Source organism: Streptococcus orisasini, from assembly GCF_001431045.1.
Lineage (GTDB): Bacteria > Bacillota > Bacilli > Lactobacillales > Streptococcaceae > Streptococcus > Streptococcus orisasini.
The window spans coordinates 1-25,145 of the sequence record NZ_BCLE01000050.1 but is presented as its reverse complement, the minus strand read 5'-3'; the positions used below and the strand labels follow the sequence as shown (position 1 = coordinate 25,145).

Here is a 25,145-nt window from a genome sequence, read left to right as displayed (position 1 = left end):
CAAGTGAATAAAATCCCTGTCCATAGAGAATACTAAAAAGTTTGTGCAAAATCTTGACAGCCATATTGCCGCTATGGTATTCTGAAATACCAATGGGGAAATTGGAAGATTGAAAATTAAATAAGCACATAGATATAAGATTGAAATGTCAGCCAATCGGCAAGGCTGACATGGGTTTTGAATTTCAAAGCCGCTACATAGCATTGCGAATCAGAGCGGGAGGGAATCCTCTTGTCGTTCGTGATGCAGTGTGGCGGCTTTTTCATTTATCCAAAAGTCAAAGGCAATAAAATCCAGAACGGAGGTGGAAAGGACATAGGATTTCCTTTTCGGAGGGTAAAGGCAGGCATTAAGAAAGCCGTTACACAGAAAAATGCTCTGCGGAGTTGTCCACAGAGATAGCGAGCATCGGATTGTGTCAGCCACAATCCAATCCACACCCTAAAGGCGTGTGGACTAACTTAGGGGACAACCCCTAGCTACCCCGATAAAAGGAAAAATAAAACTGGAGGATTAAGAAAAATGAGTAGAGAAAAATCAGAAAAAGTATGCATTACTTTTAGATTGAGCGAAGAAGAACATGAAAAATTAAAGCAGTATTCATCCGCCTGCGGTCTGTCCACCGCAGAATTTATGCGTCAGTTATGCAGGGGAAACGCACCGCAGCCACAGCCAGAGAAAGAATTTTGGGAACTATTAGGCACGCTTTACGAAGTACACGTAGCCTTTAAAAAGTGTATCCCCTACGCCCCTTCCGCTGATGAAATATGCAGGGAGATTGAGGATTTTATCTTGGAACTGCAACGGAATTATACCCTCCCACAGCAGTTTGACATGGAAAAATTGACGGAACAGGGGGCAGTCTGATATGGCGGCAACGAGCCTCTGGCACATCGAAGGACGGTTGAAAGACTTAATTTCTTATGTGGAAAACCCAGAAAAGACCGTGCCGAATAAGGAGATGCAGGACTTCTTTGACGTGTTCTCCTATGTGAAGAATCCACAGAAAACGGACAATGGAGAGTTTGTTTCCGCCATCAACTGTTTAAAAGAAACAGCGTTACAGCAGATGATTCTAACGAAAAAGCAGTACCAGAAGACAGGCGGGTATATCGCTTGGCACGGCTACCAGAGCTTCAAGCCAGACGAAGTAACGCCCGAACAATGCCACGAAATCGGCTTAAAACTTGCGAGGGAAATGTGGGGCGACAAGTACCAGATAATCGTTGTCACCCACCTTGACAGGGGGCATCTCCACAATCACTTCTGCTTCAACTCTGTTTCCTATCTGGATGGGAGCAAATATAATTACTCAAAATCGGAGCAGAAACGGCTAAGGGAAACGTCAGACCGCTTGTGCAGAGAGTACGGATTATCGGTGATTGAGAACCCGAAGAAAGCACCGTCAAGACCGCTGTATCTGGATGAAAAGAGCGGCAAGCCGACACGCTACAACGTCTATCTGGAAGATTTAGCGGAGGCAATCAGCGGCAGTCGGGATATTCCGCACATGATGAAGTATCTAATCGACAAAGGCTACGAGGTTGATTTTTCGGGCGGGCATTGGAAAATGAAGCTGCCGCAGTATAAGCATTTCACAAGATTAGATACGCTTGATGAACGCTTAACGCCCGATTTTATCCGTTCACATTTAGGCACAAGGGCAAGATATGGGAACTACAAAGCAAAGATTTCCTACTCTCCCCATATGCCCGAAGAATATAAAAAGGCTTGGAAACCGCACCAGAAAACAAGGGGAATCTTAGCGTTGTATTACTATTGGTGCTATCAGTTGGGGATATTTCCCAAAGGCACGGACTACAAGCCGACAAGCCCGCTTATGAAAGAGGAGCTTCGGAAACTGGATGAGATTACCACACAGGTACGCTATATGTCGGAGCATAACATCTCCACCCTCTCCGATTTGCACGCCGACAGGGAGAAGAACCAGACGGAAATGGACAGGCTTACCAACTATCGGCGGCATTTGCAGAATAAGATACGGCGTGCTTCACCCGCCGAGAAAGAAACGCTCCGAGAAGAAAAAAACGGGGTGACGGAACGGATAACGGAGCTGCGAAAGCGGCTGAAATATGCGGACGGGATTGAAAAACGCTCTGCCCACATTGATGACTGCTTGAACCAAATCCACGATACGGTTGAAAATCAAAGGTCAAACCAGAATGGCAGGACAGACCGCAAGAGGGAGGACGCATTGCGATGAGCAGACTGACAGAACAGGAACTTACGGAAATTTTAGACGAAAATAAGGGTATCTCAATGGTAAACCCGAATAGGGTGTACCCGCCCCTGCCGCCTGCTGAAAACATTATGCCCCTTATGCGTATCCCTGAACAGGCAACGCTCTGCGAGAAAATCGGCGGCACGGAATATACAGTGACCGCACATTTCCGAGAGGACGGGAGGGACTTGCTTGGGCTTCTCAGCAGGATATTCATGCGGGACACAGCAGATTACAGTTTTGATTCCGAGGGTTATGATGAGGATTAAGAAATATCGGAAAGATTATCGCTTTAAAGCGTTGAAGTTTGACCGCAGGCGTGGTATACTGTATCTACACTTCATACTATCGTGTCTGCTGTCGGAAAGGAGAAAGCATTGCAAAGACAGCAGGAAGAAATCACCGCCTTGTACTGTCGTCTGAGTCAGGACGATGGACGTGAAGGCGAGAGCAACAGTATCGTAAATCAAAAAGAATATCTATTCAAGTACGCTAAGGAACACGGGTTTCCAAATCCCACCTACTATGTGGACGATGGCTATACGGGTACGAATTTTAACCGCCCTTCTTTTAAGAAAATGTCAGAGGATATTGACAAGGGGCTTGTAACAACGGTCATTGTAAAAGACCTCTCCCGCTTTGGCAGGAACTATATCGAGGTCGGCTCATACTCCGAAATCATTTATCCCGAAGCAGGGGTGCGCTTTATCGCCATCATGGACAATGTGGACACGGGCAGCCTTGAGAGCAACGAATTTGCCGCATTTACCAACCTTTTTAATGAGTGGTATCCCAAAAGCACGAGCAAAAAAGTAAAGGAAGTCAAGAAAGCGAAGGGGCTTGCGGGCGAACATCTGGGTGCGCCGCCTTACGGATATTTACGCAATCCTGATGATAATACCCGATGGCTTGTGGACGAGGAAGCGGCGGCGGTTGTCCGCAGGATATTTTTCCTCTGTATGCAGGGAAACGGAATGTCAGCCATTGCCACTATTTTGTGGGAGGAAAAGGTGCTTACCCCGTCAGCCTACAAAGCGTCAAAGGGCGTCGGCGTGGCGAGGGTTTCGGAAAATCCGTATTGTTGGGAGCCGTCAGCCGTAGCTGCTATTCTGGAAAATGTGGCGTATATCGGCTGTACGGAGAGCTTCAAATCCACCCGTTTGGGCTTTAAAAGCAAGAAGCGTATCCCAACCGCAAAGGAAATGCGGGCATATATTGAGAACGCCCATACGCCGATTATTGACAGGGAAGTGTGGGATAAGGTGCAGATGATACGGGAAAATAAACGCAGACCGACCAACAGCGGGATTACGAGCATGTTTTCTGGACTGCTTTATTGTGCCGACTGCGGGGCAAAACTAAGCCTTGCCACTGCCAATAGATACACGCATTTCCGCTGTTCCCAGTACAAGCGGACGAGCCGCACGCAGAACTGTACGCAGCACTATATCCGAGAAGACGCACTAAATCAGTTGGTTTTGAAACAGCTTCAGCATTTCCTGTCCTATCTGCAGCAGTTTGAGCGTGTATTTATCCGACAACAGATAGACACCACCCTTGCGGAACGCCGATACGAACTGTCTGCAAAAGAAACAGATAGAAAAGGACGAAAAGCGGATGGATGAGCTTGACCGCCTGTTCCGTAAAATCTACGAGGACAATGTCAACGGAAAGCTGAATGACGAACGCTTTTGCAAGCTGTCAGACGGATACGAAGCGGAGCAGGAACAGCTAAAACAGGAAATCGAATCCTTAACAGCCGAAGTCAGCGAAGCCGACATGGAAACCACCAATGTATCAAAGCTGATAGCCGTCACAAAGAAATATACCCGCATTGACGAACTCACGCCCGAAATCCTAAACGCATTTGTGGATAAAATCGTAATCCATGAGCGTGAGAAAAAGGACGGGAAACGGACACAGCAAATCGACATTTACTATTCCTATGTCGGGATTGTGGATATTCCCACAGACGAGGAAATGCGGGAAATGGAGAGGGAATATATGCAGCGTACTACACGTCAAACCGCCTGAATAAAGGCGAAAGCAGGAGTAAATCTGTACTCCTGCCGATACATATCTATTTTTATCCCTATCTGGTTTAACTCATAATCCATAGTAAGTTAAAATAATTAAACTATCATCATCCATAGCCGATAAAGAGATAAGAATTATTGAAATTGAAAATATTACTGGAAAAACAATGAGTAATTTTCTCAGATGGTTAAGCAAACTCGAAGTTAAATAATCAGAAAAAAGTTTTGAAGAAAGTCTATAAATTTTCTCTAAATTCTTGAAATTATAGATATTTTTGAAGATTCGTTTATAATTACTATAATCTCTGATTTTTTTTAAAATTTTCCATATATCCGTCGGCTTTGGAGCCCACCAAACAAAAAATTCTACTACTGAAACAACCGCATAAATAGCACTAAAAATAGCTATAATTATAAAAATCTCAAGAGCATTTCGAGAAAAATAGTAATAGTAATTTTTTATAATTACGGAATTTTGAGCTATAGTACTACTATTAAGACGAACTGTAATAATTGTTATCAAAATCGGATTAATAATATAAAACATCACTTTCTGTTGGAGAGTCTCTGGAACAAATAAATATTTAAAATAAGAGATAATAAAAATATAAAATCTTGTAATACATAATTCAACCTTTTCAAATATATTTTTGGGACTAATCTTTGGTTCAAACGGTCTATACTCTAAAATCAGAAATCTAATATAAAAACTAATTAAAAGAAAAATGACCAAAATAAGATATGTGCTATCAGGATTATGAGCAAAACGATTATATATATTTCTAACTATACAGTCAAAAATTGTTAAAGGTTCTTCACTTGTCGATGTTTCTACATGAATAAAAAATAAGCACAAACAACCTAGTATGACAAATAGAAGAAATAGAATAACTGTTAAAACTTTTTTATGTTTGAACCTTTTTAAAAATTCACAAATCAAATTCATTCATCTCCTCCAAAAATTATTTACTCCATTATACCGCAAAACCCAGCCTTTTCTGGTTGGGTTTTGTGCAATTATCTGATTATTTAACCAACTTCTCCATCTCTTTAATCCGCTCCACTGTCGCATCATACTTGGCTTGGTAGTCGGCTTGTTTGTCGCGCTCTTTTTGGACGATTTCTGGTTTGGCGTTGGCGACGAAGCGTTCGTTGCTGAGTTTTTTGCCGACCATGTCGAGTTCTTTTTGCCATTTGGCAAGTTCTTTGTTGAGGCGCTCGAGTTCTTCTTCCACATTGAGTAGGTCTGCCAGTGGCATGAAGATTTCGGCACCTGTGATGACGCCTGACATGGCTAGTTCTGGGGCGGCGATAGCAGAGCTGATTTCCAGATGTTCTGGATTGGTGAAGCGTTTGATGTAGTTAACATTGCTGTTGAAGAAGTTTTCAAGCTTGCTGTCGCTTGTTTTGACAAGGATAGTGATTGGTTTGCTTGGTGCTACGTTCACCTCGCTGCGTGCATTACGTACGGCACGGATTAGGTATTTGAGACTTTCTACGCCAGAGTGTGCAGCTTCATTGACAAATTCGTCACGCACAACTGGATATTCTGCTGTCACGATGGTGCCTTCAGAGATTTGGCCGAAGATTTCTTCCGTCACAAACGGCATGATGGGGTGGAGGAGTCGCAGGATTTTGTCTAAAGTATAAAGAAGGACTGAGCGGGTGATGACTTTTTCGTCTTCATTGTCGCTATAAAGCACTTCCTTGGTCAATTCTACATACCAGTCAGCAAATTCATCCCAGATGAAGTTGTAGAGAATATGACCAGCCACACCAAACTCGAACTTGTCAAAGTTTTCAGTGACCTTGGCAATGGTTTCATTGAGATTGTGAAGAATCCAGCGATCCGTCACATTACCAGCTGTACCTGCTGCGACCTTGTCGACATTGGCTGTCGCCTGATCTAGGGTGAGACCTTCATTATTCATGAGAATATAGCGGGAAATGTTCCAAATCTTGTTGATGAAGTTCCAGGCAGCGTCCATCTTTTCGTAAGAGAAACGCACGTCTTGACCCGGCGCAGACCCATTTGAGAGGAACCAGCGCAGAGCGTCAGCACCGTATTTGTCGACAACATCCATGGGGTCGATTCCGTTGCCGAGCGATTTAGACATCTTACGACCCTGTTCATCACGAATAAGCCCGTGAATCAGGACATTCTTGAAAGGACGGCGGCCAGTGAATTCCAAGGATTGGAAAATCATGCGGGATACCCAGAAGAAGATGATATCGTAACCGGTCACAAGGGTTGAGGTTGGGAAGTAACGTTTGAAATCTTCTGAATCCGTGTCCGGCCAGCCCATGGTTGAGAATGGCCAAAGAGCAGAGCTGAACCAAGTATCAAGGACATCTTCGTCCTGTTTCCAGCCGTCGCCCTCAGGTGCTTCTTCACCGACATACATGTCACCGTCAGCATTGTACCATGCAGGGATTTGATGCCCCCACCAGAGCTGACGAGAGATAACCCAGTCGTGGACATTTTCCATCCACTGAAGGAAAGTATCGTTGAAACGCGGTGGATAGAACTCCACCTTGTCATCAGTGTCTTGGTTGGAAATAGCGTTTTTGGCCAACTCATCCATCTTAACAAACCACTGGGTGGACAGGCGAGGTTCAACCATAACACCTGTACGTTCTGAGTGACCAACGCTGTGAACCATTTTTTCGATTTCAACAAGCGCACCGATTTCTTCCAATTTTTTAACAACAGCTTTGCGAGCTTCAAAGCGGTCCATACCGGCAAATTCACCAGCTAATTCGTTCATGGTACCGTCAGCATTCATGACGTTGACTTGAGGAAGATCATGACGTTGACCGACCTCAAAGTCGTTAGGGTCATGGGCAGGCGTGATTTTAACAACCCCTGTTCCGAATTCTGGGTCGGCATGCTCGTCGGCAACGATTGGAATGAGCTTATTCACGATTGGCAGGATAACATTTTTGCCAATCAGGTCCTTGTAGCGCTCATCGTTTGGATTGACAGCGACAGCCGTATCCCCAAACATGGTCTCTGGACGAGTGGTTGCGACTTCCAGAGCGCGAGATCCATCTTCCAGCATGTAGTTCATGTGATAGAAGGCACCTTCCACGTCCTTGTGGATGACTTCGATGTCAGACAGGGCTGTCCGAGCTTTGGGATCCCAGTTGATGATGAACTCACCGCGGTAGATCCAACCCTTTTTATAGAGTTCCACGAAAACCTTACGAACAGCCTTTGACAGTCCTTCATCAAGAGTGAAGCGCTCACGTGAGTAATCGACAGAAATACCCATCTTGCCCCATTGTTCCTTGATGGTTGCTGCATATTCATCTTTCCATTCCCAGACCTTATCGAGGAATTTTTCACGACCCAGGTCATAGCGAGAAATACCGTCTTCAGCCAAACGAGCTTCGACCTTGGCCTGCGTCGCAATCCCCGCATGGTCCATCCCTGGCAACCAAAGGGTATCAAAGCCCTGCATACGTTTTTGGCGGATAATGATATCCTGCAAAGTCGTATCCCAAGCATGACCAAGGTGCAACTTACCAGTAACATTTGGCGGTGGAATTACAATTGAGTAAGGATGTGCCTTCTTGTCGCCTGACGGCTTAAAAACATCCTCATCAAGCCATTTCTGATAACGCCCAGCCTCAACCTCAGCTGGATTGTATTTGGGTGAAAGTTCTTTTGACATTAGTTTTGCTCCTTGAAGTTATTTAAAAATGATTTAATTCTATTAATCCAACTATCGAAATCCTCTGTTACATTAATTGTCAATTCTTCACTGTATTCATTTGGATGACTTCCGCTAAAAAGCACAAATGGTCTACTGATTTGACAATCCTTTAAACTTTCATAATCCATTTTAAATTTATCAGAGCCATTTTGATTAGTAATATAAACTGTATCATAACTACTACAATTTTCAAAAGTTAAGTTAATACTTTGTTTTGTAATTCCATTTTTGGAACTCTTTATAATCTTATTATCTTGTAAAATCTGTATATGTCCTGAGTGCTTTTTAGTTAAATCTGGAAGTCCATTTCTGTTCCATCCCGGATCCATTTTTAGATCACACATATAAATACAGTGCCTTATTTCGCTACGTTTTACACAGATGAGGATGTCTGGATAAAAGCTTTTAGCTTTATTATTCGTTATTTCCTCTTTATAAGTAATGCATTGATCTATGTATATTTCGATTAAATCTTCTTCGCTTTTTAATATATGATACAGTAGAAGTGCAGTAATATCTTCAACATTAGAAGATACACTGTGACTCCTCCCTCTAAACACTAGTTCATCTTTATTTTTTGAAAAAACATTTCTTGCATCTTCATAACATTTAACTATACTATTAATATATTCCTCAGCTAACTTTTGCATACTACTCAACCTTCATCTAATATTATTAATCTCTACCACTCCACTCACTTTTCAGCAGTCCAGAAATCCGTTCTACACAAATTCTTAACTCTCCTTAAACCTCACACCGTTTTCTTTTAGCTTTTTAACCGTAGCGGGGCCGATGCCTGAAATGGCTAGGATTTCTTTTTCGGTATGCTTTTCCAGAACCTCCTTGCTCATAATACCAGCATCGCATAGATATCGGCCTTTATCTATCTGAATCCCTTTCATGCAGGGTGAATTGAAAAATTCTAATCGTTTGCGCGGGGAATCAGGCAGACTGTCCTGATACTCTTCTGCTAAAGCAACCATTTGATGGATAACAAAGGGTTTGGTTACCAAAAAGGCCTGTAGGGGGTGCAAGGCAATCTGGAGAGATACAGCTGAGTTAGGACGGTAGGTAGAAACTTCATTTGCCATATCAAGCAGCTGAACCCAGTAAGGATTATCAAAAACTTGTACGGCTTCCTTATTGACGCTCGCTAAATACTTAAATAATTCTTTAGCCGCATCCATGTCACCTGTAAGTAACATGGCAATAAGCATATGCGCTATAACACCATCATCCTGCCAATCTTGCGTTAGCTGATTTTCATAAAAGTCTTGAATTTTCTCATCTTGATAGAGAGCATTATAAACACTCAGCATCAGGTAAACAAAACCGGGCGGAAACTTGTCATCGGCAGCAATTTTAGAGCGTACAAAATCTACCACTTGCCCTGCTAGACCGACCAGTCCTTCTTGCAGATAAGTCTCTGTCACAAAAGTGATGACTGTCAAGGGACTGCGGGCTTCCAAACTATACCAAGATTCATAATCAGCTTTCTTCCACTCTGTCAAAGCCACTTGATAAAAATCCTGCAGTTCTTTTAAGTAGTCAGCTGAAAATTCTGTGCTTCTTAACAGCAAGGATTGAAATCTTGCTTCAAAGTGTTCCGGATATCTTGCTAACAGCTTGGTAATTAAACGGAGTTGAACATTTTCATCTTCCTCTTCCATCGCTTGGTAAAAGAGCTCGTCTGCTTCATCCATTTCCAGATCTTCAAGATCTAAGATATCAGCTAACTGCTCGAGAATTTCAGGATTGTTAGTCCGTTCAAATTCTTCAAAAAGTTTTTCAACAAACCCTTTATCCGGAGCAGATTCCTGAAAAGATAGGGGGTTATCAGCCTTTTCTGCAAAAGCATTAAAATCAATAATCTTATTGTTTTCTTGTTTCTGCTGCTGTCTGAGTTCTTTTTTCCGGTTCTTCTTTTTAGCCATAGGGTCTCCTTTTAAATAAAATACTAAACTATTAAATGCTCCGAAGGGATTTGGAAATGGAATGGTCATTCACTAAACATTTACCTAATTCCACAGGAGAACAACCCTGACCCAATTACCTCTCCCCTTCCCACTCGGCGTAGAACTGCTGGAGGTAACTTTCCATAAATTGGTGACGGCCTTGGGCTAGGCGCTTGCCTTCAGTAGTGTTCATAAGGTCTTTGAGCTTGAGGAGTTTTTCATAGAAGTGCATGATGGCGGTGTCTTCACCCTTGCGGTAATCCTCTAGGGTCAGGTGCTCGCGCGGTTTCATGCTGGGATCATAAATCAGTCTGCCTTTATTGCCAGAGTAGACAAAAGTCCTCGCGATACCAATAGCTCCGATAGCATCGAGTCGGTCGGCATCTTGGACGACCTTGCCCTCTAAGCTGAGTTCAGCGCTGTTATGACCGCCCTTATAGGAAATGCCTGTCATAATGCTGGTGATGGCAGCTATTTGATTTTGAGTCAGGCCTTGCTGGCTGAGGAAATGCTTCACTCCAGCCAAAGCTTTGCCTTCATCAAAGAGTTTGCTGTCAGCCATGTCGTGCAGGAGCGCAGCCATTTCACAGATAAAGAGGTCGGCACCTTCAGATTTTGCAATGGTGAGTGCAGTCTTAGTGACGCGCACAATATGCCACCAATCGTGGCCGCTGGCTTCGCCTAACAAAGTTTTTTTGACAAACTGACGGGTATTTTCTAAAATATGTTCTTTAGTCATCTGCTCGCTTCCCATTCACTCTTAAGCAGTCCATATCGTAAGTCATCACAGCGATTTCCTTGGACATCCTTACGATCTCGAATTCGTGCTTCTAAGGTAAAGCCTAATTTCTCTGCCACACGCTGACTTTGCTTATTCGTGTCATAGCAATTTAATTCAAGCTTATGAAGTTTGAGGAGGGTAAAGCCGAGTTCAATCAAGGCACTTGTTGCCTCTGGAACAATTCCTTGTCCCCAATAATCCGGATGCAGAGTATAGCCGATTTCCAGCACATCGTCTGCATGCCGATGGTTAAAGTCCACAGAACCAATCACCTTATCCTCTCCTTTTAGCTTTATGCCGTAACCGGAGGGCAGTTGCTGCTCTGCCTGACTTTTAGGCAGGACATGCTCCAAATAATAGGCTTCATCCTCAACCGTCTCGACCGGCGGGAAGCCCGCTGGATAAGTAACTTCTGGCAAACTGGCATAAGCAAAGATATCTGCAGCATCTGCTACCGTGCGTTGGCATAGATAGAGACGACCTGTCTCAATATCAGGTAAGATATTATTTTCAATTTTTCCAAGAATTTTCATAAAGCTACTCTATCTCCTCATCAGGTAGCTGCCCATCATGAGCCTGCCATTGACAATCCATCAATTCAAAATTAGTGAAGGTTGCCTTGAAAGAGGAATCTTCTGGGCTACAAGCATAGATCCCAAAGGCAATTTCATCAGTTGCCTTTGCCAAATGGGCAATTCTCATTTGCTTAAAGGTCACACCGTCTAGCGAATTCTCAATACGAAAATCCTGACCACGACGGCTAAGACGATACCACATGCTGTTGGTTTCAGCAGGGATTTCTACCGTTGCCCAATCTGAATACCCTTGATTGGTTACAACACTACCTAGATGTTGAAAGTCTTCATTTTCATACTCAATTGAACCCTTAATCCAGTTGTCGCTATCCAAATAAACCACCACGCCACATTGGTCAAAACGATGATGGCTTTCAAAGGTCGTTTTTACAACAAAAGAAAAATACTGTTCGTCCGTTGTCATCTGTAAGACAGGCGCATTGTCATTGCGAAAATGATAGTAGGTCCGTTGCCACAGATCCGTGTGAGGCAGGGTTTCAATGATGATTTCCTTATCTGAAATGTGATAAGATTTTGGCTGGCGTGTCCAAACTAACTGATGACAATCAAATATATCTTTCATAGGTATTTCCTCTTTTTCTATTTATCTAAACAAAAACGCCCCCATCAATAATGACAGGGACGAACTTATTTCTAAATCCGCGGTACCACCCACATTCGGGTCTTAGAAAACACTTCAGCTCAGCCTTTGCTAAGCTGGTGAAGCTTCTAAATCACATACCCGCTGCTCTTTCTATTTCATATAACCATTATCAGCAACCCATACTGATATCTGTGCGGGTTTCTCAGCAGCGCCGCTTTCTGTAACAGATAGAGCTCAGTATTCCTCTGAATGGCTTTATTCTAGCAGAATTTTAGTTGCAAAGCAACTTACAGTTTCCTTAAGCTTTAAGGCTGACCCCGTTTTCTTTGAGCTTTTTAACGGTTGCAGGGCCGATTCCCTTAAGAGCAAGTAAATCTTTTTCTGTCCAGTCAGCAAAATCTTGTACAGAAACGATTCCTTCACCATACAGTGTTTCAGCTAGATTAGAGCGAATATCTGTCAGCTCTGGAAGTGCTGAAAACTCTTCTAAGCTCAGTTTCTTAACTGATTTTTTGGCTTCCTTTACGATTGACTCTGCCGCTTTTGCAGCCTGCTCAACAGCTGTATTAGCTTTAGACAACAATCCTTGACGTTTCATTTGTAATTTTAATGCTTTTTTACGATTCTTTTTCTTTGCCATTTTATTTCCTTTTCATTAATACTCACGCGATCCCAATAAACCATCCGGCATTTCATGAAATCCTCTGCCGTTTTTGTAGTTTTCAAACTTACCCTGAATAAATTTGTAAGCATCCAGCTTACTTTCATAGCGAATGTAAGCATCTGCTGCATACTCATCTTTATTCTCTTTGGCAATCTTCTGACTTTCCTGCATGGCTACTTCATTGACCATCACCTGCGTATTAATCCAGGCCTCAAAATCTTTTAAAAACTCCTGTTCGTAAGACATTTTCCCTCCTTAATAAAAGGCATTCATTAATCAGTAAACATTATAGCTCAAAAACAAAGGGAATTCAAGGTAAATGAGCAAAACATCACAATGTACACATGAAAAAACACATGAGCAGCAAAGTGAATGAGAGTATTTTCAAACTATTTTCTGATTTTATCAAAAATAGCTTTATTTAGGCGAAAAACTGCTGAAGATAAAAGCCTTCAAAAACAAGCCTTTGAGTGCCTATCTAACAAGTACTCAAAGACTTTCAAGAGCTGTTTCAATAGCTTGTTCACCAGCAGATATTTTGATGACCTTGCTGTAAGTATTAGGACGTTCCAAAACTGCTGCCAAAACATGAGCAACATCGGCAATGCTGTTAGTTCCGGGTTTAAGAGGATTGAGAGCTATTTTCCCGCTGGCGGCTTCTTCTGTCAGCCCAGTCGGCTGAACAATAGTATAATCTAAATCTGTCTGATGAACCAGATAATTATCCGCAAAGAATTTGGCAATATTATAATTGGTTAGCTTATCTAAACCAGGCAAGTGCCACTTGTCCGGTTCTAAGGCAAAAATAGAGCTTAAAAGAATGAATCGCTTGATTCCTGCTTGTTCTGCGGCCTGAGCCAATTTGACAGCTCCAAATGCATCAACCTGCAGCAGATCCCGACCGCGGGAACCAGCTGTAAAATAAACAGCATCCATACCTTTGATACGCTCAGTTAAAACTGACAGCTCATCATGGAGATCAAAAGGAATTGCTTTGACATTCTTATGCTTGATGACATTTTCAGGTTTCCTAGCACCCGCATAAACATAATGACTTTCAGCTAAGTTCCAAATTAATTGTTTAGCAACACGTCCAGTTGCCCCAGCTACAAAAATATTCATGACTTTTCTCCTTAAAAATTTTTCTATATTATAGCTCTTTCTTTTGAAAAATAAAAGGAAAACTGGCTATTGAAAATACTATTGACTATTTTTCTTTCGAGCTTGCATTCTTTTATATTTTATAGTATTATATAAAAGTCGCCGCTATAGTTAAATGGTATAATAGAGCAATGGTAATGCTCCGTTCCGAGTTCGATTCTCGGTGGTGGCATGAAAGTCAGCCAGCCTAAGTCTTCTTAGGCCGGCTTTTTTGATTCTTTTTGACATTTTTGGCAATAGCTAAAAGCCGCTGCACCTTACGCATGAAGAAAAGAGTGTGGGACAGGCAAAACGAGCATCTCCAGCTGCGGAAATGCTCGTTTTTGTGTACAGAGGCTAGTTTTTGTCCAGCCTCACGCTCTTTTTATATTTCAGGGATTTTACCAGAAAGTTTATTAAATTTAATTGACATATTCTTCAATGGCAGTATCGGCTGCGATACGGCCAAAAGTAAAGATGTCTGTCAATGAGTTACCGCCCAGACGGTTGCCTGCATGGAGGCCGCCTGCGACTTCACCTGCTGCAAAGAGTCCTTTGATGACTTGGCCACTTTCATTAATAACATGCGCTGTGGTATCAATCTTAAGACCACCCATGGTGTGGTGAACGGCTGGTTTCCGCGGAGTTGCGTAGAATGGTGCTTTTTCAACCTTGAGATCAAAGGCACCCTTATCAAATTCAGGGTCATAGCCGGCATCAACATAGGAATTGTACTTAGTGATGGTGTCCACAAAGGTTGCGGGATCCACATGAATTTGCTCTGCCAATTCTTCCAAGGTATCGGCACGGAAGAGAGTTCCTGCTGCCACTTGGGCATCAATTTTTTCCTGACTGGTATTATAAGCTGTCGCCTTGATATTATCATCAGCAATGAGGTAGAAGAGGCCACCGTTATCAAAGGCTGCCTTGGTCAAGGTATCGCGTCCTGCGTATTCATCCACAAACCGTTTACCTTTCTGATTGACCATAACATAGTTAGCTGGCGGTGTTTGCAAGCCTGAGAAGAGGGCACCTGTCACTGGATCAGACACTGGCATCATTTGACTAAAGCCCATACCAACCAAATCTGCACCCACAGACTGACCAAGAACAATGCCATCACCAGTCACGGCTGGAGTGTTTGAACTGGCAATGTTATCATCGATTTCAGGCCAGTAGGTATTGTATTTCTGCAACATCTTGGTATTGGCACCAAAGCCGCCTGTTGTCAAGATAACAGCCTTGGCATTAACAGTAATGGCTTGACCATTGCGACCAGTACCTTTAACACCGGTTACGACGCCGTCTGTAACGATAAGTTCCTTGACAGGTGTATCTGTGAGAATAATTCCGCCATTTTTCAAAACAAAATCTTTCAAAACAGAAATGAAGGCAACACCCATTGGCATGGTAGGTTTGTGACCGCGACGCCAGAGAGCCCCAACTGGCATGGTTACCTCGCTGCGATCAAATTCAACACCCACATTTTCCAGCCAGCGAACAGACTCGAGGGCACGTTCAGTCAAGACTTTGACGAGGTCGTAATTTCCATGAATTTCGTTACCTTTAAGGTCAGTACGCTTACCACCAAGGTAGGTTTGCATGCGGTAGAGCAGTTTTGAATCAAAAAGATAGCTTGGATCTTTAAGATAGTTTTCCAATTCCACTTTGAGGGCGCGGAAATCTTCCAAGTATTCTGGATCAATACTAGTTTCATCTAGGTCATGCAGTTCCTGCAGGGTGTGAGCTTCACCAGCATTAGCTGCAAAAGTGTTTTGCCAAGCAGGATCTGGAGCGTTCATTGGACCACCGGCACGAACAGTGTTACCACCCACAGATGGGAATTTTTCCACAAGAATGACTTTTTTACCAGCTTGAAGAGCCCGCGCTGCAGCTGCTAAACCAGCTCCGCCGCCACCTACGACAACCACATCTGTCTCATAAGTCTTATCTTCATGGTCAAGAGCTGATGGTGCTTTTGGCCGACTGCGAAGGGCGTCTGGATTGGCACCTGCCATTCTCACCGCACGGGCAACCCCATCAAGTACGCCGTTGCTGGTCACCGAAGCACCTGAAATAGCATCAACATTAAGTGTCTGTCCTTCAATGATTTCGCTTGGAATACGGGTAAAGACGATATCTGCAATCCCGCCTGTTTCTCCTGAAGAGTCAATATCAATTGTTTCAATACGGTCTTCTGATAGAGTAACTGCCATTGGCAAATCGCCATTGTGACCCACGGTTGTCACTTGGTAGGTTCCAGGTTCAAAATGTACCTCTTCTGGCTCATTGAGCTGATTAGCAATTTCTGCAAAACGCAGGAATTTGAAGAAGCAAGAATCCAAGAAATCAATTGTTCCCTGAGCCTTGATATCCCCATTTTCATCAAAGGCTTGATGGGCACGGCCAAGCAAGAATTCACTGCCCGGCATAACAGTCGCATTGACACCCGGAGCATCAAGAATCTGGCGCAAGTGCAGCTGAGCACGTGAAGACCCTTGCACATCATAGGATGCTCCGACAATCATCACAGGCTTGCCATCCAGCGGGTGAATAGTGAAAGACAGCCATTCCAAGAGGCTGTTTAGACTGGATGGAATCGTATGGTTGTGCTCAGGTGTGGCAATGATAACGCCATCAGCCTCACTAATTTTCGTATTGAAATCTTGGATAATCGATGAATTGGTTTGGTCATCTGTTTCGTTGAACATAGGGACATCAGTGATTTCCATGATGTTAATATCTGCCTTTTTGGAAAAATGATTTTGCATGAACTGCAGCAAGGTGCGATTATAGGATTTCTTGGCATTGGTTCCGACAATAGCAACTAATTTCATTCTATTCACCTACTTCCCAAGCGAATGCTTTTTTGCGATCTGTATCAGCCTGTTTGACGATTTCCTGCGTGATGGTCACAAAGTCTTGAAATTCTGCAAAATGGTCTTCCAGCTCTGCTACTTTCTCAGGATTATTGAGGTTTCCTTCATCGTCCAAGACTTGTTCCGAATGACCAAGGAAAAATTCGGTTCCTGGCATGACACGCGCCTTTAGCTCTGGAGCATCCAAGATTTGGCGTAAATGCGCTTGGGCACGGGATGTTCCAAGGGCACCCAGCGAACAGCCCACAATCATGGTCGGTTTATTAATCAAAACCCGGCTGGTGTAGGCAATCCATTCTAAAGTGCTGGCCAGCGGAGCTGGGATGGTATGGTCATACTCGGGCGTTGCAATAATGACCCCATCAGCGGTAGCAATTTTTTCAGAAAAGGCTGCCACACTTGCCGGAGCCGTCTTATCTTCTGGTTCATTGAAGGCTGGCAAATCTTTGATTTCAAGCACTTCAATGTCTGCCTTGTTCTCAAAGTGTTTGGCCATGAATGTCAATAATTTTCGATTGGTTGAACGATCAGAATTGGTTCCAACAATACCGACTAATTTCATACAAAAAACCTCCTGTAAACAAATATCTCAGCTTTATTATACACTAAAAAAAATATTTTGTAAGCGACTGCAAAAGAGTAAGTAAATTATTTTGAAAGCGTTGACATAAATCTTTTTCTTTGCTATAGTTACTCGCTTTAGACGGCTTAAAAAGAAAAAGTTATCACACTAAAAATCAGAAAGAGAAACGTTTCTCCTTCTGATTTGATCATTTATTCTGCCGCATACAGTTTTAAAATCTTCTCACCAATACGTTCGACATCATCGGTTAGACCGCGCAGTTCAAAATCATCCAGCATGGGAAAACCAAAAGCTTCAGAATACTGCTTAGCTGTCAGACAGTATTGATTATTAAAATTCTTATTGCCAGATCCGACAATGCCATAACAATAGCGATAATTATCAGCAAAAGCTATGAAATCCCGCAGCGGCGTTGTCAATATTTCCACATCCCCACTGTCCAGACCATTGCCGCCTTCAAGATAGGTTGGCAGAAAAGCTACATAATAATCTGTCATGGCAAAAAAATCTTCCTGTTCTTTAACCAAATCCTTAACATTAACAGTCTTGATTGGCAGGGATGTCTTTGATTCCAAATAAGCTTTTAAGCGTTTAACAAAACTTTGTGTATTGCCGCTTAGACTAATATAAACTAAAGTAATTGATGATGTCATCTTTTCCCCTTTATGATAAAATTTTATTTCATGATAGCATGAAATTTTTTATCCTTCAAGTCCATTAATCTGACTGTAGCTTTAAACACCACAAGAATTGTTTGCTTTTTCAAAATTTTCTTTTTAGTACATTTTCATGATCTATTTTGACTTCAAGAAAACCTCCATAGTCTATTTTTCAGGCTTCAATGGAGGTTTTTGTTTATATTTTATTCTGAGAAAAACTATTTAGAGACTTTGTTTTAATTCATCATAGACAAATTGAACATTAGTGCCAATAATAATTTGGACATTTTTAGCATCAATTACATTTACTGCTAAGGCTCCCGTATCCTTAATCTTTTTTTCATCAATCTTTTTTGTATCTTGCAAAACTAATCGCAGCCTTGTGGCACAGTAGTCTGCAGATACAATATTTTCTTTTCCGCCCAACCCCTCAATAAGAGCTGCGGCATTAGCATTTGATAGATTGTTTGAGGTTGGAGTATCAGCTCCATTGTCATTAGTCTCACGTCCAGGTGTCATTAAGTTAAACTTTTTAATACAAAATGAAAAGACAGCATAATAAATAACAGCCATTACTATCCCTAATGGAATTAGCATTAGTGGTTTATTAGCAATTGGCATCCTTAAACTCAAGACATAATCAACCAAGCCTGCACTAAAACCAAAGCCCGCTGTTAAGTGGAGAGAAGCCGCTAAAAACATGGATAAACCTGTCAATAAAGCATGGATACCATACAGCAGTGGTGCTGCAAACATAAAAGCAAATTCAATAGGTTCTGTAATGCCCGTAAAAAATGTTGCAAAGGCTGCAGCAATCATTAATGATGCAGTGACATTTTTACGTTCAGGCCGTGCATTTTTATATATTGCAAAGGCTGCAGCCGGAAGTCCAAACATCATAATAGGGAAATAGCCAGCCTGATACATGCCAGTAACTCCTTTAACACCTGTGTTGGACCAAAAATTCCCAATATCATTAATACCAGCAACATCAAACCAAAATACAGAATTAAGGGCATGGTGCAGTCCAACCGGAATCAACAGCTTATTAAAGAAACCATAAATCCCAGCACCTACTGGACCCAGCTTAGCAATTGCCTTCCCAAAAGTAATTAGAGCTTCATAAGATACAGGCCAAATAAAATACAAAAGTCCAGAAATGACGAGCATAACACCAGCCGATAAAATAGGAACAAATCTTTTGCCATTAAAGAAAGCTAGTGCCATCGGCAGTTTAATATTACTGTAACGGTTATAGAGTTCAGCGGCTACAATACCACAAATCATTCCCACAAAGACATTGTCAATTTTACTGAAAGCTGGATCAACTAATTTTTGATCAATACCTTGCAACCGGCCAACTGCACTGGGAGATAGGATAGCTGTCACAATTAGAAAAGCTACCAATCCGCTTAAGGCAGAAGCCCCACTTTTATCCTTAGACATTCCAGCTGCAATACCAACCGCAAAAAGGATAGGCAGTTTCCCAATTACAGCAAGTCCGGCCTGAATCAAAAAGATGGCAAAAGCATTAGTTCCTTTTCCGCTCATGCCTGCTGGATCAATCCAATAACCAATTCCCATTAGTAAAGAAGCAACCGGCAAAACAGAGACGGGAAGCATAATAGAACGTCCGATTCTTTGTAAATAAGTTTTCATAAAATTTCTCCTCTTTTATCGATTAAGTGATTGACTCATTCGAAAATAAGTATGACGTTTACCGCGAATGCAAAGAGACAGAGCCAACAAATTTTCAGGATCCGGCATCCGGCCAAAGCCGCCATCGCCTAAATGATGAATATCAACACCAATGCGTTTGTTAGAAAGTCCAAATTCTCTGATAGTAAAAGAATCTGCACTTTCCTGACTGGTTCCAACAGTACTAATAACAACAGCCCCTAATGCTTTTGCTCTGTTCACTATAGCACGGACTTCCTGTTCATTAACACCTGGAATGGTCCCCACAGTCGGTACCAATATTCCATCTGCGCCTAATTCAATAAACCTCAGCAGATTCTTCTCAGATAAAACCTTTTCCTCAACTCCTGCTCCGTGCATTTTCCCGGCAAATATTAAACCAGAAAAGTGCTTTTTGGCAACAGCTATTGATTCTTCGATGCTGGCATTTGATACCCCAGTAGCAGGATTCCCAGTTAAACAAATGAAATCAACATTTTGTTTCATTGCTTCTATAAAGTTTTCTTTTACAGCCCTTCTTCCCTTGGGTAAACTGATAAGCTCTTCTAAAGCGCTAATATCATTGTCGACGGGTTCCAAATTAATACCGATAGGCCTGCCTGTTAATTTTTTTATAGCAGCAATAGGATTCTCCTCACCTTCCAAACCGCAGACAAATTTTGTCTGGACATCATACTCATTAAGCAATATCATATCTGCACTAAAACTGGCCATAACTTCAGCATTTGTTACTCCTTCCAATAGCGGTTGCGCAGTTACTACGGTTTCTCCCAAGATAACACGTCCTTCACTTGCAATAATAGCATTTTTAAGGTCTTTAGGTGACATTTTGGCAACGTCACTTGTATAGCAGCTAATAAGTCTTTTCTTCATTCCTTTCCTCCTTACCATTTAAATTAAACTTTAATTAATTATATCTTGAGCAACGCGTTGCCTGTCAAGGACTTTTTGGGCTGCTTGAAAAGTTTGTAGGAAAAAGGTAATCTATAGGTAAGCGGATACATTAACAGTAGTATCCGCAGACAAAAAAAGTATTTTAAATAAATATTATAATCGGGGAAGTATTGATAATGACAAATATCAATGATTTAGCTAAAATAACAGGTTATTCAAAATCAACCGTATCCAGAGCACTAAATAATAAGGGACGGATTTCTCAAGAAACCAGAACTAAAATTTTAAAAACTGCTAAAGCTATAAACTATCTGCCAAACAGTAAGGCTGTTAGTTTAAGTACCGGTAAAAGCTATACATTAGGAGTCATTGTTCCTTACAGTACTTTTAATAGTTATTATGATAAAATCATGCATTCCATAATTAATGAAGCCTTTAGTACAGGATATAAAGTGACTTTTCTACCAACAAATTATGACAAAGACACCGAGCTGCGTTACTTAAAAATGCTGCAGGCAAAAGAATTTGACGGATTGATTATTGCCTCGGCAGCAAATGACTACAATTTTATAGCTCAATACCTGCAATATGGTATGATTGTCAGCTGTGAAGAAACTGGAAACAGCGGAGTTGCCTCCATAACATTAGAAAGAACCGAAGGCTATGCTCCTATATTAAAAATTTTACACAATAAAGGAATTCATTCTGTCGGACTTTGTTTCAGTCGAACAATAAAAAACAGCTCTGGTGCCAGAGAAGTCTTTCATTTTTTTGAAAAAGAAATTGTTACCTTTGATGAAAAAATGATTTTTGAAAATTGCAGGAATTTTGATGATGGTATCAAAGCTGCACAATATTTTAACTCTATCTCTCCAAAAATAGAAGTAATCTTTGCAAACAGTGATGAAATTGCTGCTGGTATTATAAAATATTATCAAGAAGCTAATATAGAGCCACCGATAGTTATTGGACAAGAAAACCAGGCTATTGGACATTTTCTTAATATTTCAACCATCGATTTTAGACTAAATGAACTGGGCAGCGAAGCAGTAAAAAAGTGCTTAACTAAAAGCACTGAAAAAAAGACTCTGAAAAGCAAAATCATTATAAGAGGAAAACTGCAACATGACAGCAATTAAATGAAACTCTGTGTATTGTCGCTCAGACTAATATAAACTAAAGTAATTGATGATGTCATCTTTTTCCCCTTTATGATAAATATTTCTAACGTTTGATTAGTTTCACCACAGCCTCGGTTCTTGCTGTGTGCGGAAACATGTCAACGGATTGAATGTAGACAACGTCATAGTTCTTAGTCAGCTTGACTAGGTCTCTGGCCAGTGTGGAAACATTGCAAGAGACATAAACCATTTTTTCGGGCTGATAACGGCAGATTGTTTTTAACAGCTGGTCATCCAGCCCTGTCCGCGGCGGATCAACAACAAGCGCCGTTGCTCGATAGCCTTCTTTATACCATTTAGGAATAATCTCTTCTGCTTTGCCTGTTTCGTAATGCGTATTAATATATCCCATCTGTCTGGCATTTTCTTTCGCATCTGCAACAGCCTCAGGAATAATATCCATACCTCTTACTGATTTCACTTTGTCTGCAAAAGCAAAACCGATGGTACCAACCCCGCAATAGGCATCAATCAGCTCATCATTCTCATGGACATCAAGTGCTTTGACCGCTTGGCTGTAAAGAACCTGCGTTTGTGTGGGATTGAGCTGATAAAAGGCGCGCGGTGACAGAGAAAAAGAATAATCCAAAACTTCTTCAGCTATAGTATCCGCTCCCCAGAGAACTTCTGTTCTGTCACCATAAATACTGCTAGATTTACTTGCATTAAAATTGACTGCAACGGTCTTAATCTCTGAAAAATCTGCGGTCAGCTCACGGATAACAGGCACCAGATTAACTTCCTTGCTGGTTACAAAAATCAGCTGAACCTGTTCTGTCGCCTGTGCCTTTCGAACCATAATGGTCCTAATACCAGCACTTCGACGTTCATCATAGATAGGAATGTTGTACTTATCCAAGAGCTGGCAGGCGTGATTGACAATTCTTTGCGTCAGTTCATCCTGCACCAAACAATCTTTAATATCAACTAAATGGTGGCTTCCCTCCTGAAAAAGACCAGCTTTAGTCACACCGCCAAATCTGCGCGTTTGAAACTGCAGCTTTGCTCGATAATACTGTGGATGAGCCATTCCAATCGTCGGCCGAATGTCATAGGCTTCATAGCCCTGCGGCTTAAATTTTTTCAAAGCCTGCCTGAGCAAGTCTTCTTTAAAATCTAATTGTTTATCATAGCGCAAGTGCATAATCTGACAGCCGCCGCATTCCTCATAGATTGGACATTGAGGTTTGATACGGAATTTCGACTTTTTATTGATGACAAGCAGCCTAGCCTCTGCAAAATTAGCTTTGACACGGGTTACCTGACAAAAAACATCTTCACCCTTTAAGGCACCTGGCACAAAAACCAAGGTTCTCTTATAAAAGCCAATTCCTTCGCCATTAATTCCCATTCTCTTGATCTTCAAGGGAATCTTTTGTTTCACACGTAAATTCATACTACTATTTTATCATTTTCTGCTATAATAAAGGCATGAAAATTACCAAAATTGAAAAGAAAAAAAGACTCTATCTGCTTGAAATTGACGAAAGGGATAAACTTTATGTCACAGAAGATACTATTGTTCATTTCATGCTGAGTAAAGACAAAGAAATCACATCGAACGATTTGGAGCAAATCAAAGCTTTTGCTCAGTTTTCTTACGGTAAAAATCTGGCTCTTTATTATCTGTCTTTTAAACAGCGCACAGAAAAAGAAATCAGAGACTATTTGACAAAGCATGACATTGAGAGAGATATTATTGCAAAAGTCATTAAGGCACTTGAAAAAGAGAAATGGATTGATGACCTGCAATACACCAAAACCGTTCTTCAGCAAAACCTTCATTCAGGTGACAAGGGGGCTTATGTATTAAAGCAAAAGTTACTGCAAAAGGGGATTGACCGAAAACTGATTGATTCTGCTCTGGAAAAGGCTGACTTTTCAGATATTTGCAGAAAAGCTGCTGAAAAAATATTAAAAAAATACCAGGGCAAACTTCCGCAAAGGGCACTGAGAGATAAGCTCAGCCAGACATTAACAAACAAAGGATTCTCCTATCAGGAAGCTAAAGCAGCAATCGCTGAATTCCCTTTGGAAGAATTTTCTGAAAATGAAGAGGAACTGATTTACAAAGAATTGGATAAGCAGTACCGCAAGTACAGTAAAAAATATGATGGCTACGAACTCAAACAGCGTCTGACACAGAGTCTAGCCAGAAAAGGATTTGACTTTGATCAGATTAAAAGTGCGCTTCGCGAGTACTTGTAAAGACTGCTCCAATATCCTATCCAGTAAAAAGCACTGGCTTTCAACACATTAATCTGCTTTTTCTGAAAATTTACTGATAAAATGACTTCTTTTTGAAACTTACTGTTTTGATTTCGTCAAACACACTGCTACATAAGCGGTGTGTCTTATCGTTCGATAACTGGCTAGTGTAAACTTATTTGATGGAAAAAGTGATTTTTTCAAAAAATTATGATAAACTGTAAAAGACAAACTTAATTGTAGGAAGTTGGTAAGGCAATGAAATTACCTAAGGAAGGCGACTTTATTACAATTCAAAGTTATAAACATGATGGCAGTTTGCACCGAACATGGCGCGACACTATGGTACTAAAAACAACAGAAAATGCTGTTATTGGTGTGAATGACCATACCCTTGTCACTGAAAGTGATGGCAGACGTTGGGTAACCCGCGAACCTGCTATTGTCTATTTTCATAAAAAATTTTGGTTTAATATCATTGCAATGATCCGAGATAATGGCGTTTCTTATTACTGCAACTTGGCCAGTCCTCATGTGATTGATCAAGAAGCACTGAAGTATATTGATTACGACTTAGACGTTAAAGTTTTCGCCGATGGCGAAAAAAAACTTCTGGATGTTGATGAATATGAAACACACAAACAAAAAATGGGCTATTCTGCTAACATTGACTACATTTTAAAAGAAAATGTTAAAATTTTAGTTGATTGGATTAATAATGGTAAGGGGCCTTTTTCACAATCCTATATTAATATTTGGTACAAACGTTATCTTGAACTTAAGAATCGTTAAGGTTGTCAAAAAAGCACTGCAAGGTGCTTTCTTTTTATAGAAGGAAAGGAGTCTTCATATTATGGCATTTGCAAATACAAAAGGACGATATGCAAGTTTTGGAATTGTTACCAGCCTGCCGCCGGAGCTGATTGATGTTTTCTGGGAGATTCTTGATAACAATCTGAAAGGCGTCTTCACTTTAGACAGAGTATTAACCTTTCAGCTACTTAACAATCACGGTCAGCTGAGTTTCAAATATTATGATAGCAAGCATAGCCAAACAGTTATCGTTTTTGATTATGCAACTAAGTATGACCCTTTTTATCCAGAAATCGTCCAAATTGTCGATAACAATGGTAGAGAAACGATTGTTCTTCCGCATGAATTAGACACCAATCTATAAGCTTCTAACAGCAGACAGCAAATAGAGCAAAGGACAGATTCCCCATTACCCACATACTGAGCTGCTGTTTATCACTCTTATAGAAAAAACGACAGAAATATTTGTTCCTGTCGTTTTTTATTAAATTCAATTTTAATAGTCAAAAGTTAA

At 41.3% G+C, this 25,145-nt stretch carries 25 protein-coding genes and 1 tRNA gene; 10 read left to right on the top strand and 16 right to left on the bottom strand.

Annotated elements, in window-relative coordinates; translation table 11 throughout:
* The first annotated feature begins 522 nt into the window (after nt 1-522).
* From SCSH_RS10385 to SCSH_RS10365, 5 genes are all read left to right on the top strand, one after another.
* A complete protein-coding gene (locus SCSH_RS10385) occupies nt 523-867 on the top strand; it encodes a plasmid mobilization protein (RefSeq protein ID WP_033126096.1) in 345 nt (114 codons plus the stop codon).
* A gap of 1 nt (nt 868) precedes the next feature.
* Nucleotides 869-2,224 carry a relaxase/mobilization nuclease domain-containing protein gene (locus SCSH_RS10380; RefSeq protein ID WP_033126095.1) on the top strand — a complete coding sequence of 452 codons (1,356 nt, stop codon included), beginning with the start codon at nt 869-871 and terminating at the stop codon, nt 2,222-2,224.
* Nucleotides 2,221-2,511: a hypothetical protein gene (locus SCSH_RS10375; protein ID WP_033126094.1), complete on the top strand. Its 291-nt coding sequence runs from the start codon at nt 2,221-2,223 to the stop codon at nt 2,509-2,511. Before SCSH_RS10380 ends, SCSH_RS10375 begins: the two co-directional genes overlap by 4 nt.
* A 108-nt stretch (nt 2,512-2,619) precedes the next feature.
* Complete coding sequence (locus tag SCSH_RS10370) at nt 2,620-3,867, top strand: recombinase family protein (protein WP_057491830.1); 1,248 nt, start codon at nt 2,620-2,622, stop codon at nt 3,865-3,867.
* Nucleotides 3,860-4,276, top strand: coding sequence for a DUF4368 domain-containing protein (locus SCSH_RS10365; protein WP_057491829.1), 417 nt, complete (start codon nt 3,860-3,862; stop codon nt 4,274-4,276). Before SCSH_RS10370 ends, SCSH_RS10365 begins: the two co-directional genes overlap by 8 nt.
* 72 nt (nt 4,277-4,348) lie before the next feature.
* Here SCSH_RS10365 and SCSH_RS10360 read toward each other — a convergent pair whose 3' ends face one another.
* The 10 genes from SCSH_RS10360 to SCSH_RS10315 form a co-directional block, all read right to left on the bottom strand.
* Nucleotides 4,349-5,224 (bottom strand): hypothetical protein, encoded by an 876-nt coding sequence (locus SCSH_RS10360; RefSeq protein ID WP_057491828.1) that lies wholly within the window; start codon nt 5,222-5,224, stop codon nt 4,349-4,351.
* 79 nt (nt 5,225-5,303) lie between these two features.
* Nucleotides 5,304-7,955, bottom strand: coding sequence for a valine--tRNA ligase (locus tag SCSH_RS10355; protein ID WP_057491827.1), 2,652 nt, complete (start codon nt 7,953-7,955; stop codon nt 5,304-5,306).
* Nucleotides 7,955-8,647, bottom strand: a complete 693-nt coding sequence (locus tag SCSH_RS10350) for a hypothetical protein (protein WP_057491826.1) — start codon at nt 8,645-8,647, stop codon at nt 7,955-7,957. Before SCSH_RS10350 ends, SCSH_RS10355 begins: the two co-directional genes overlap by 1 nt.
* 84 nt (nt 8,648-8,731) lie before the next feature.
* Nucleotides 8,732-9,931, bottom strand: coding sequence for a helix-hairpin-helix domain-containing protein (locus SCSH_RS10345; RefSeq protein WP_057491825.1), 1,200 nt, complete (start codon nt 9,929-9,931; stop codon nt 8,732-8,734).
* Between the two features lie 115 nt (nt 9,932-10,046).
* Nucleotides 10,047-10,691 (bottom strand): HD domain-containing protein, encoded by a 645-nt coding sequence (locus SCSH_RS10340; RefSeq protein WP_057491824.1) that lies wholly within the window; start codon nt 10,689-10,691, stop codon nt 10,047-10,049.
* Complete coding sequence (locus SCSH_RS10335; protein ID WP_057491823.1) at nt 10,688-11,266, bottom strand: GNAT family N-acetyltransferase; 579 nt, start codon at nt 11,264-11,266, stop codon at nt 10,688-10,690. The genes SCSH_RS10340 and SCSH_RS10335 overlap by 4 nt, the downstream gene beginning before the upstream one ends.
* 4 nt (nt 11,267-11,270) lie before the next feature.
* Nucleotides 11,271-11,891 carry a DUF1349 domain-containing protein gene (locus SCSH_RS10330; RefSeq protein ID WP_057491822.1) on the bottom strand — a complete coding sequence of 207 codons (621 nt, stop codon included), beginning with the start codon at nt 11,889-11,891 and terminating at the stop codon, nt 11,271-11,273.
* 319 nt (nt 11,892-12,210) lie between these two features.
* A complete protein-coding gene (locus SCSH_RS10325; protein ID WP_057491821.1) occupies nt 12,211-12,552 on the bottom strand; it encodes a helix-hairpin-helix domain-containing protein in 342 nt (113 codons plus the stop codon).
* 15 nt (nt 12,553-12,567) lie between these two features.
* A complete protein-coding gene (locus tag SCSH_RS10320; protein WP_057491820.1) occupies nt 12,568-12,822 on the bottom strand; it encodes a DUF1912 family protein in 255 nt (84 codons plus the stop codon).
* Nucleotides 12,823-13,065: 243 nt separating this feature from the next.
* Complete coding sequence (locus SCSH_RS10315) at nt 13,066-13,698, bottom strand: SDR family oxidoreductase (protein ID WP_057491819.1); 633 nt, start codon at nt 13,696-13,698, stop codon at nt 13,066-13,068.
* A 140-nt stretch (nt 13,699-13,838) separates the two neighbouring features.
* On the opposite strand from SCSH_RS10315, the gene SCSH_RS10310 reads away from it, so the two are divergent.
* Nucleotides 13,839-13,909, top strand: a tRNA-Thr gene (locus tag SCSH_RS10310).
* Nucleotides 13,910-14,138: 229 nt separating this feature from the next.
* On the opposite strand, the gene SCSH_RS10305 is transcribed toward SCSH_RS10310, so the two are convergent.
* The 5 genes from SCSH_RS10305 to SCSH_RS10285 all read right to left on the bottom strand — a co-directional run bounded on the left by SCSH_RS10305 (nt 14,139) and on the right by SCSH_RS10285 (nt 20,408).
* Nucleotides 14,139-16,553: a flavocytochrome c gene (locus SCSH_RS10305; RefSeq protein ID WP_057491818.1), complete on the bottom strand. Its 2,415-nt coding sequence runs from the start codon at nt 16,551-16,553 to the stop codon at nt 14,139-14,141.
* 1 nt (nt 16,554) lies between these two features.
* The gene (locus SCSH_RS10300) at nt 16,555-17,157 is read right to left on the bottom strand and encodes an NADPH-dependent FMN reductase (RefSeq protein WP_057491817.1); all 603 of its coding nucleotides are present in this window, start codon (nt 17,155-17,157) and stop codon (nt 16,555-16,557) included.
* 212 nt (nt 17,158-17,369) lie between these two features.
* Nucleotides 17,370-17,831, bottom strand: coding sequence for a class Ib ribonucleoside-diphosphate reductase assembly flavoprotein NrdI (gene nrdI / locus SCSH_RS10295; RefSeq protein ID WP_057491816.1), 462 nt, complete (start codon nt 17,829-17,831; stop codon nt 17,370-17,372).
* Nucleotides 17,832-18,059: 228 nt separating this feature from the next.
* Nucleotides 18,060-19,496, bottom strand: a complete 1,437-nt coding sequence (gene nagE / locus SCSH_RS10290) for an N-acetylglucosamine-specific PTS transporter subunit IIBC (protein WP_057491815.1) — start codon at nt 19,494-19,496, stop codon at nt 18,060-18,062.
* 15 nt (nt 19,497-19,511) lie between these two features.
* Nucleotides 19,512-20,408, bottom strand: coding sequence for a DUF7916 family protein (locus tag SCSH_RS10285; protein ID WP_057491814.1), 897 nt, complete (start codon nt 20,406-20,408; stop codon nt 19,512-19,514).
* Between the two features lie 197 nt (nt 20,409-20,605).
* Between SCSH_RS10285 and SCSH_RS10280 the strand changes: the two genes are divergently transcribed.
* Nucleotides 20,606-21,568 carry a LacI family DNA-binding transcriptional regulator gene (locus tag SCSH_RS10280; RefSeq protein ID WP_057491813.1) on the top strand — a complete coding sequence of 321 codons (963 nt, stop codon included), beginning with the start codon at nt 20,606-20,608 and terminating at the stop codon, nt 21,566-21,568.
* A gap of 85 nt (nt 21,569-21,653) precedes the next feature.
* On the opposite strand, the gene rlmD is transcribed toward SCSH_RS10280, so the two are convergent.
* Nucleotides 21,654-23,006, bottom strand: a complete 1,353-nt coding sequence (gene rlmD / locus SCSH_RS10275) for a 23S rRNA (uracil(1939)-C(5))-methyltransferase RlmD (protein ID WP_057491812.1) — start codon at nt 23,004-23,006, stop codon at nt 21,654-21,656.
* 35 nt (nt 23,007-23,041) lie between these two features.
* On the opposite strand from rlmD, the gene recX reads away from it, so the two are divergent.
* From recX to SCSH_RS10260, 3 genes are all read left to right on the top strand, one after another.
* Nucleotides 23,042-23,818 carry a recombination regulator RecX gene (gene recX, locus SCSH_RS10270; protein ID WP_057491811.1) on the top strand — a complete coding sequence of 259 codons (777 nt, stop codon included), beginning with the start codon at nt 23,042-23,044 and terminating at the stop codon, nt 23,816-23,818.
* Nucleotides 23,819-24,076: 258 nt separating this feature from the next.
* Nucleotides 24,077-24,610, top strand: coding sequence for a nucleoside tri-diphosphate phosphatase (gene ntdP, locus SCSH_RS10265; protein WP_057491810.1), 534 nt, complete (start codon nt 24,077-24,079; stop codon nt 24,608-24,610).
* 61 nt (nt 24,611-24,671) lie between these two features.
* Nucleotides 24,672-24,995 (top strand): DUF960 domain-containing protein, encoded by a 324-nt coding sequence (locus SCSH_RS10260; RefSeq protein WP_057491809.1) that lies wholly within the window; start codon nt 24,672-24,674, stop codon nt 24,993-24,995.
* Nucleotides 24,996-25,145: the final 150 nt, after the last annotated feature.

Coding starts and splice junctions, on each gene's coding strand:
- SCSH_RS10320 (WP_057491820.1), bottom strand. CDS start 12,822: ATGTCTTACGAACAGGAGTTTTTAAAAGATTTTGAGGCCTGGATTAAT.
- ntdP (WP_057491810.1), top strand. CDS start 24,077: ATGAAATTACCTAAGGAAGGCGACTTTATTACAATTCAAAGTTATAAA.
- SCSH_RS10360 (WP_057491828.1), bottom strand. CDS start 5,224: ATGAATTTGATTTGTGAATTTTTAAAAAGGTTCAAACATAAAAAAGTT.
- SCSH_RS10330 (WP_057491822.1), bottom strand. CDS start 11,891: ATGAAAGATATATTTGATTGTCATCAGTTAGTTTGGACACGCCAGCCA.
- nrdI (WP_057491816.1), bottom strand. CDS start 17,831: ATGACATCATCAATTACTTTAGTTTATATTAGTCTAAGCGGCAATACA.
- SCSH_RS10375 (WP_033126094.1), top strand. CDS start 2,221: ATGAGCAGACTGACAGAACAGGAACTTACGGAAATTTTAGACGAAAAT.
- SCSH_RS10345 (WP_057491825.1), bottom strand. CDS start 9,931: ATGGCTAAAAAGAAGAACCGGAAAAAAGAACTCAGACAGCAGCAGAAA.
- SCSH_RS10285 (WP_057491814.1), bottom strand. CDS start 20,408: ATGAAGAAAAGACTTATTAGCTGCTATACAAGTGACGTTGCCAAAATG.
- nagE (WP_057491815.1), bottom strand. CDS start 19,496: ATGAAAACTTATTTACAAAGAATCGGACGTTCTATTATGCTTCCCGTC.
- SCSH_RS10260 (WP_057491809.1), top strand. CDS start 24,672: ATGGCATTTGCAAATACAAAAGGACGATATGCAAGTTTTGGAATTGTT.
- SCSH_RS10340 (WP_057491824.1), bottom strand. CDS start 10,691: ATGACTAAAGAACATATTTTAGAAAATACCCGTCAGTTTGTCAAAAAA.
- SCSH_RS10305 (WP_057491818.1), bottom strand. CDS start 16,553: ATGAAATTAGTTGCTATTGTCGGAACCAATGCCAAGAAATCCTATAAT.
- rlmD (WP_057491812.1), bottom strand. CDS start 23,006: ATGAATTTACGTGTGAAACAAAAGATTCCCTTGAAGATCAAGAGAATG.
- SCSH_RS10350 (WP_057491826.1), bottom strand. CDS start 8,647: ATGCAAAAGTTAGCTGAGGAATATATTAATAGTATAGTTAAATGTTAT.
- SCSH_RS10365 (WP_057491829.1), top strand. CDS start 3,860: ATGGATGAGCTTGACCGCCTGTTCCGTAAAATCTACGAGGACAATGTC.
- SCSH_RS10315 (WP_057491819.1), bottom strand. CDS start 13,698: ATGAATATTTTTGTAGCTGGGGCAACTGGACGTGTTGCTAAACAATTA.
- SCSH_RS10380 (WP_033126095.1), top strand. CDS start 869: ATGGCGGCAACGAGCCTCTGGCACATCGAAGGACGGTTGAAAGACTTA.
- SCSH_RS10385 (WP_033126096.1), top strand. CDS start 523: ATGAGTAGAGAAAAATCAGAAAAAGTATGCATTACTTTTAGATTGAGC.
- recX (WP_057491811.1), top strand. CDS start 23,042: ATGAAAATTACCAAAATTGAAAAGAAAAAAAGACTCTATCTGCTTGAA.
- SCSH_RS10335 (WP_057491823.1), bottom strand. CDS start 11,266: ATGAAAATTCTTGGAAAAATTGAAAATAATATCTTACCTGATATTGAG.
- SCSH_RS10325 (WP_057491821.1), bottom strand. CDS start 12,552: ATGGCAAAGAAAAAGAATCGTAAAAAAGCATTAAAATTACAAATGAAA.
- SCSH_RS10355 (WP_057491827.1), bottom strand. CDS start 7,955: ATGTCAAAAGAACTTTCACCCAAATACAATCCAGCTGAGGTTGAGGCT.
- SCSH_RS10280 (WP_057491813.1), top strand. CDS start 20,606: ATGACAAATATCAATGATTTAGCTAAAATAACAGGTTATTCAAAATCA.
- SCSH_RS10300 (WP_057491817.1), bottom strand. CDS start 17,157: ATGAAATTAGTCGGTATTGTTGGAACCAATTCTGATCGTTCAACCAAT.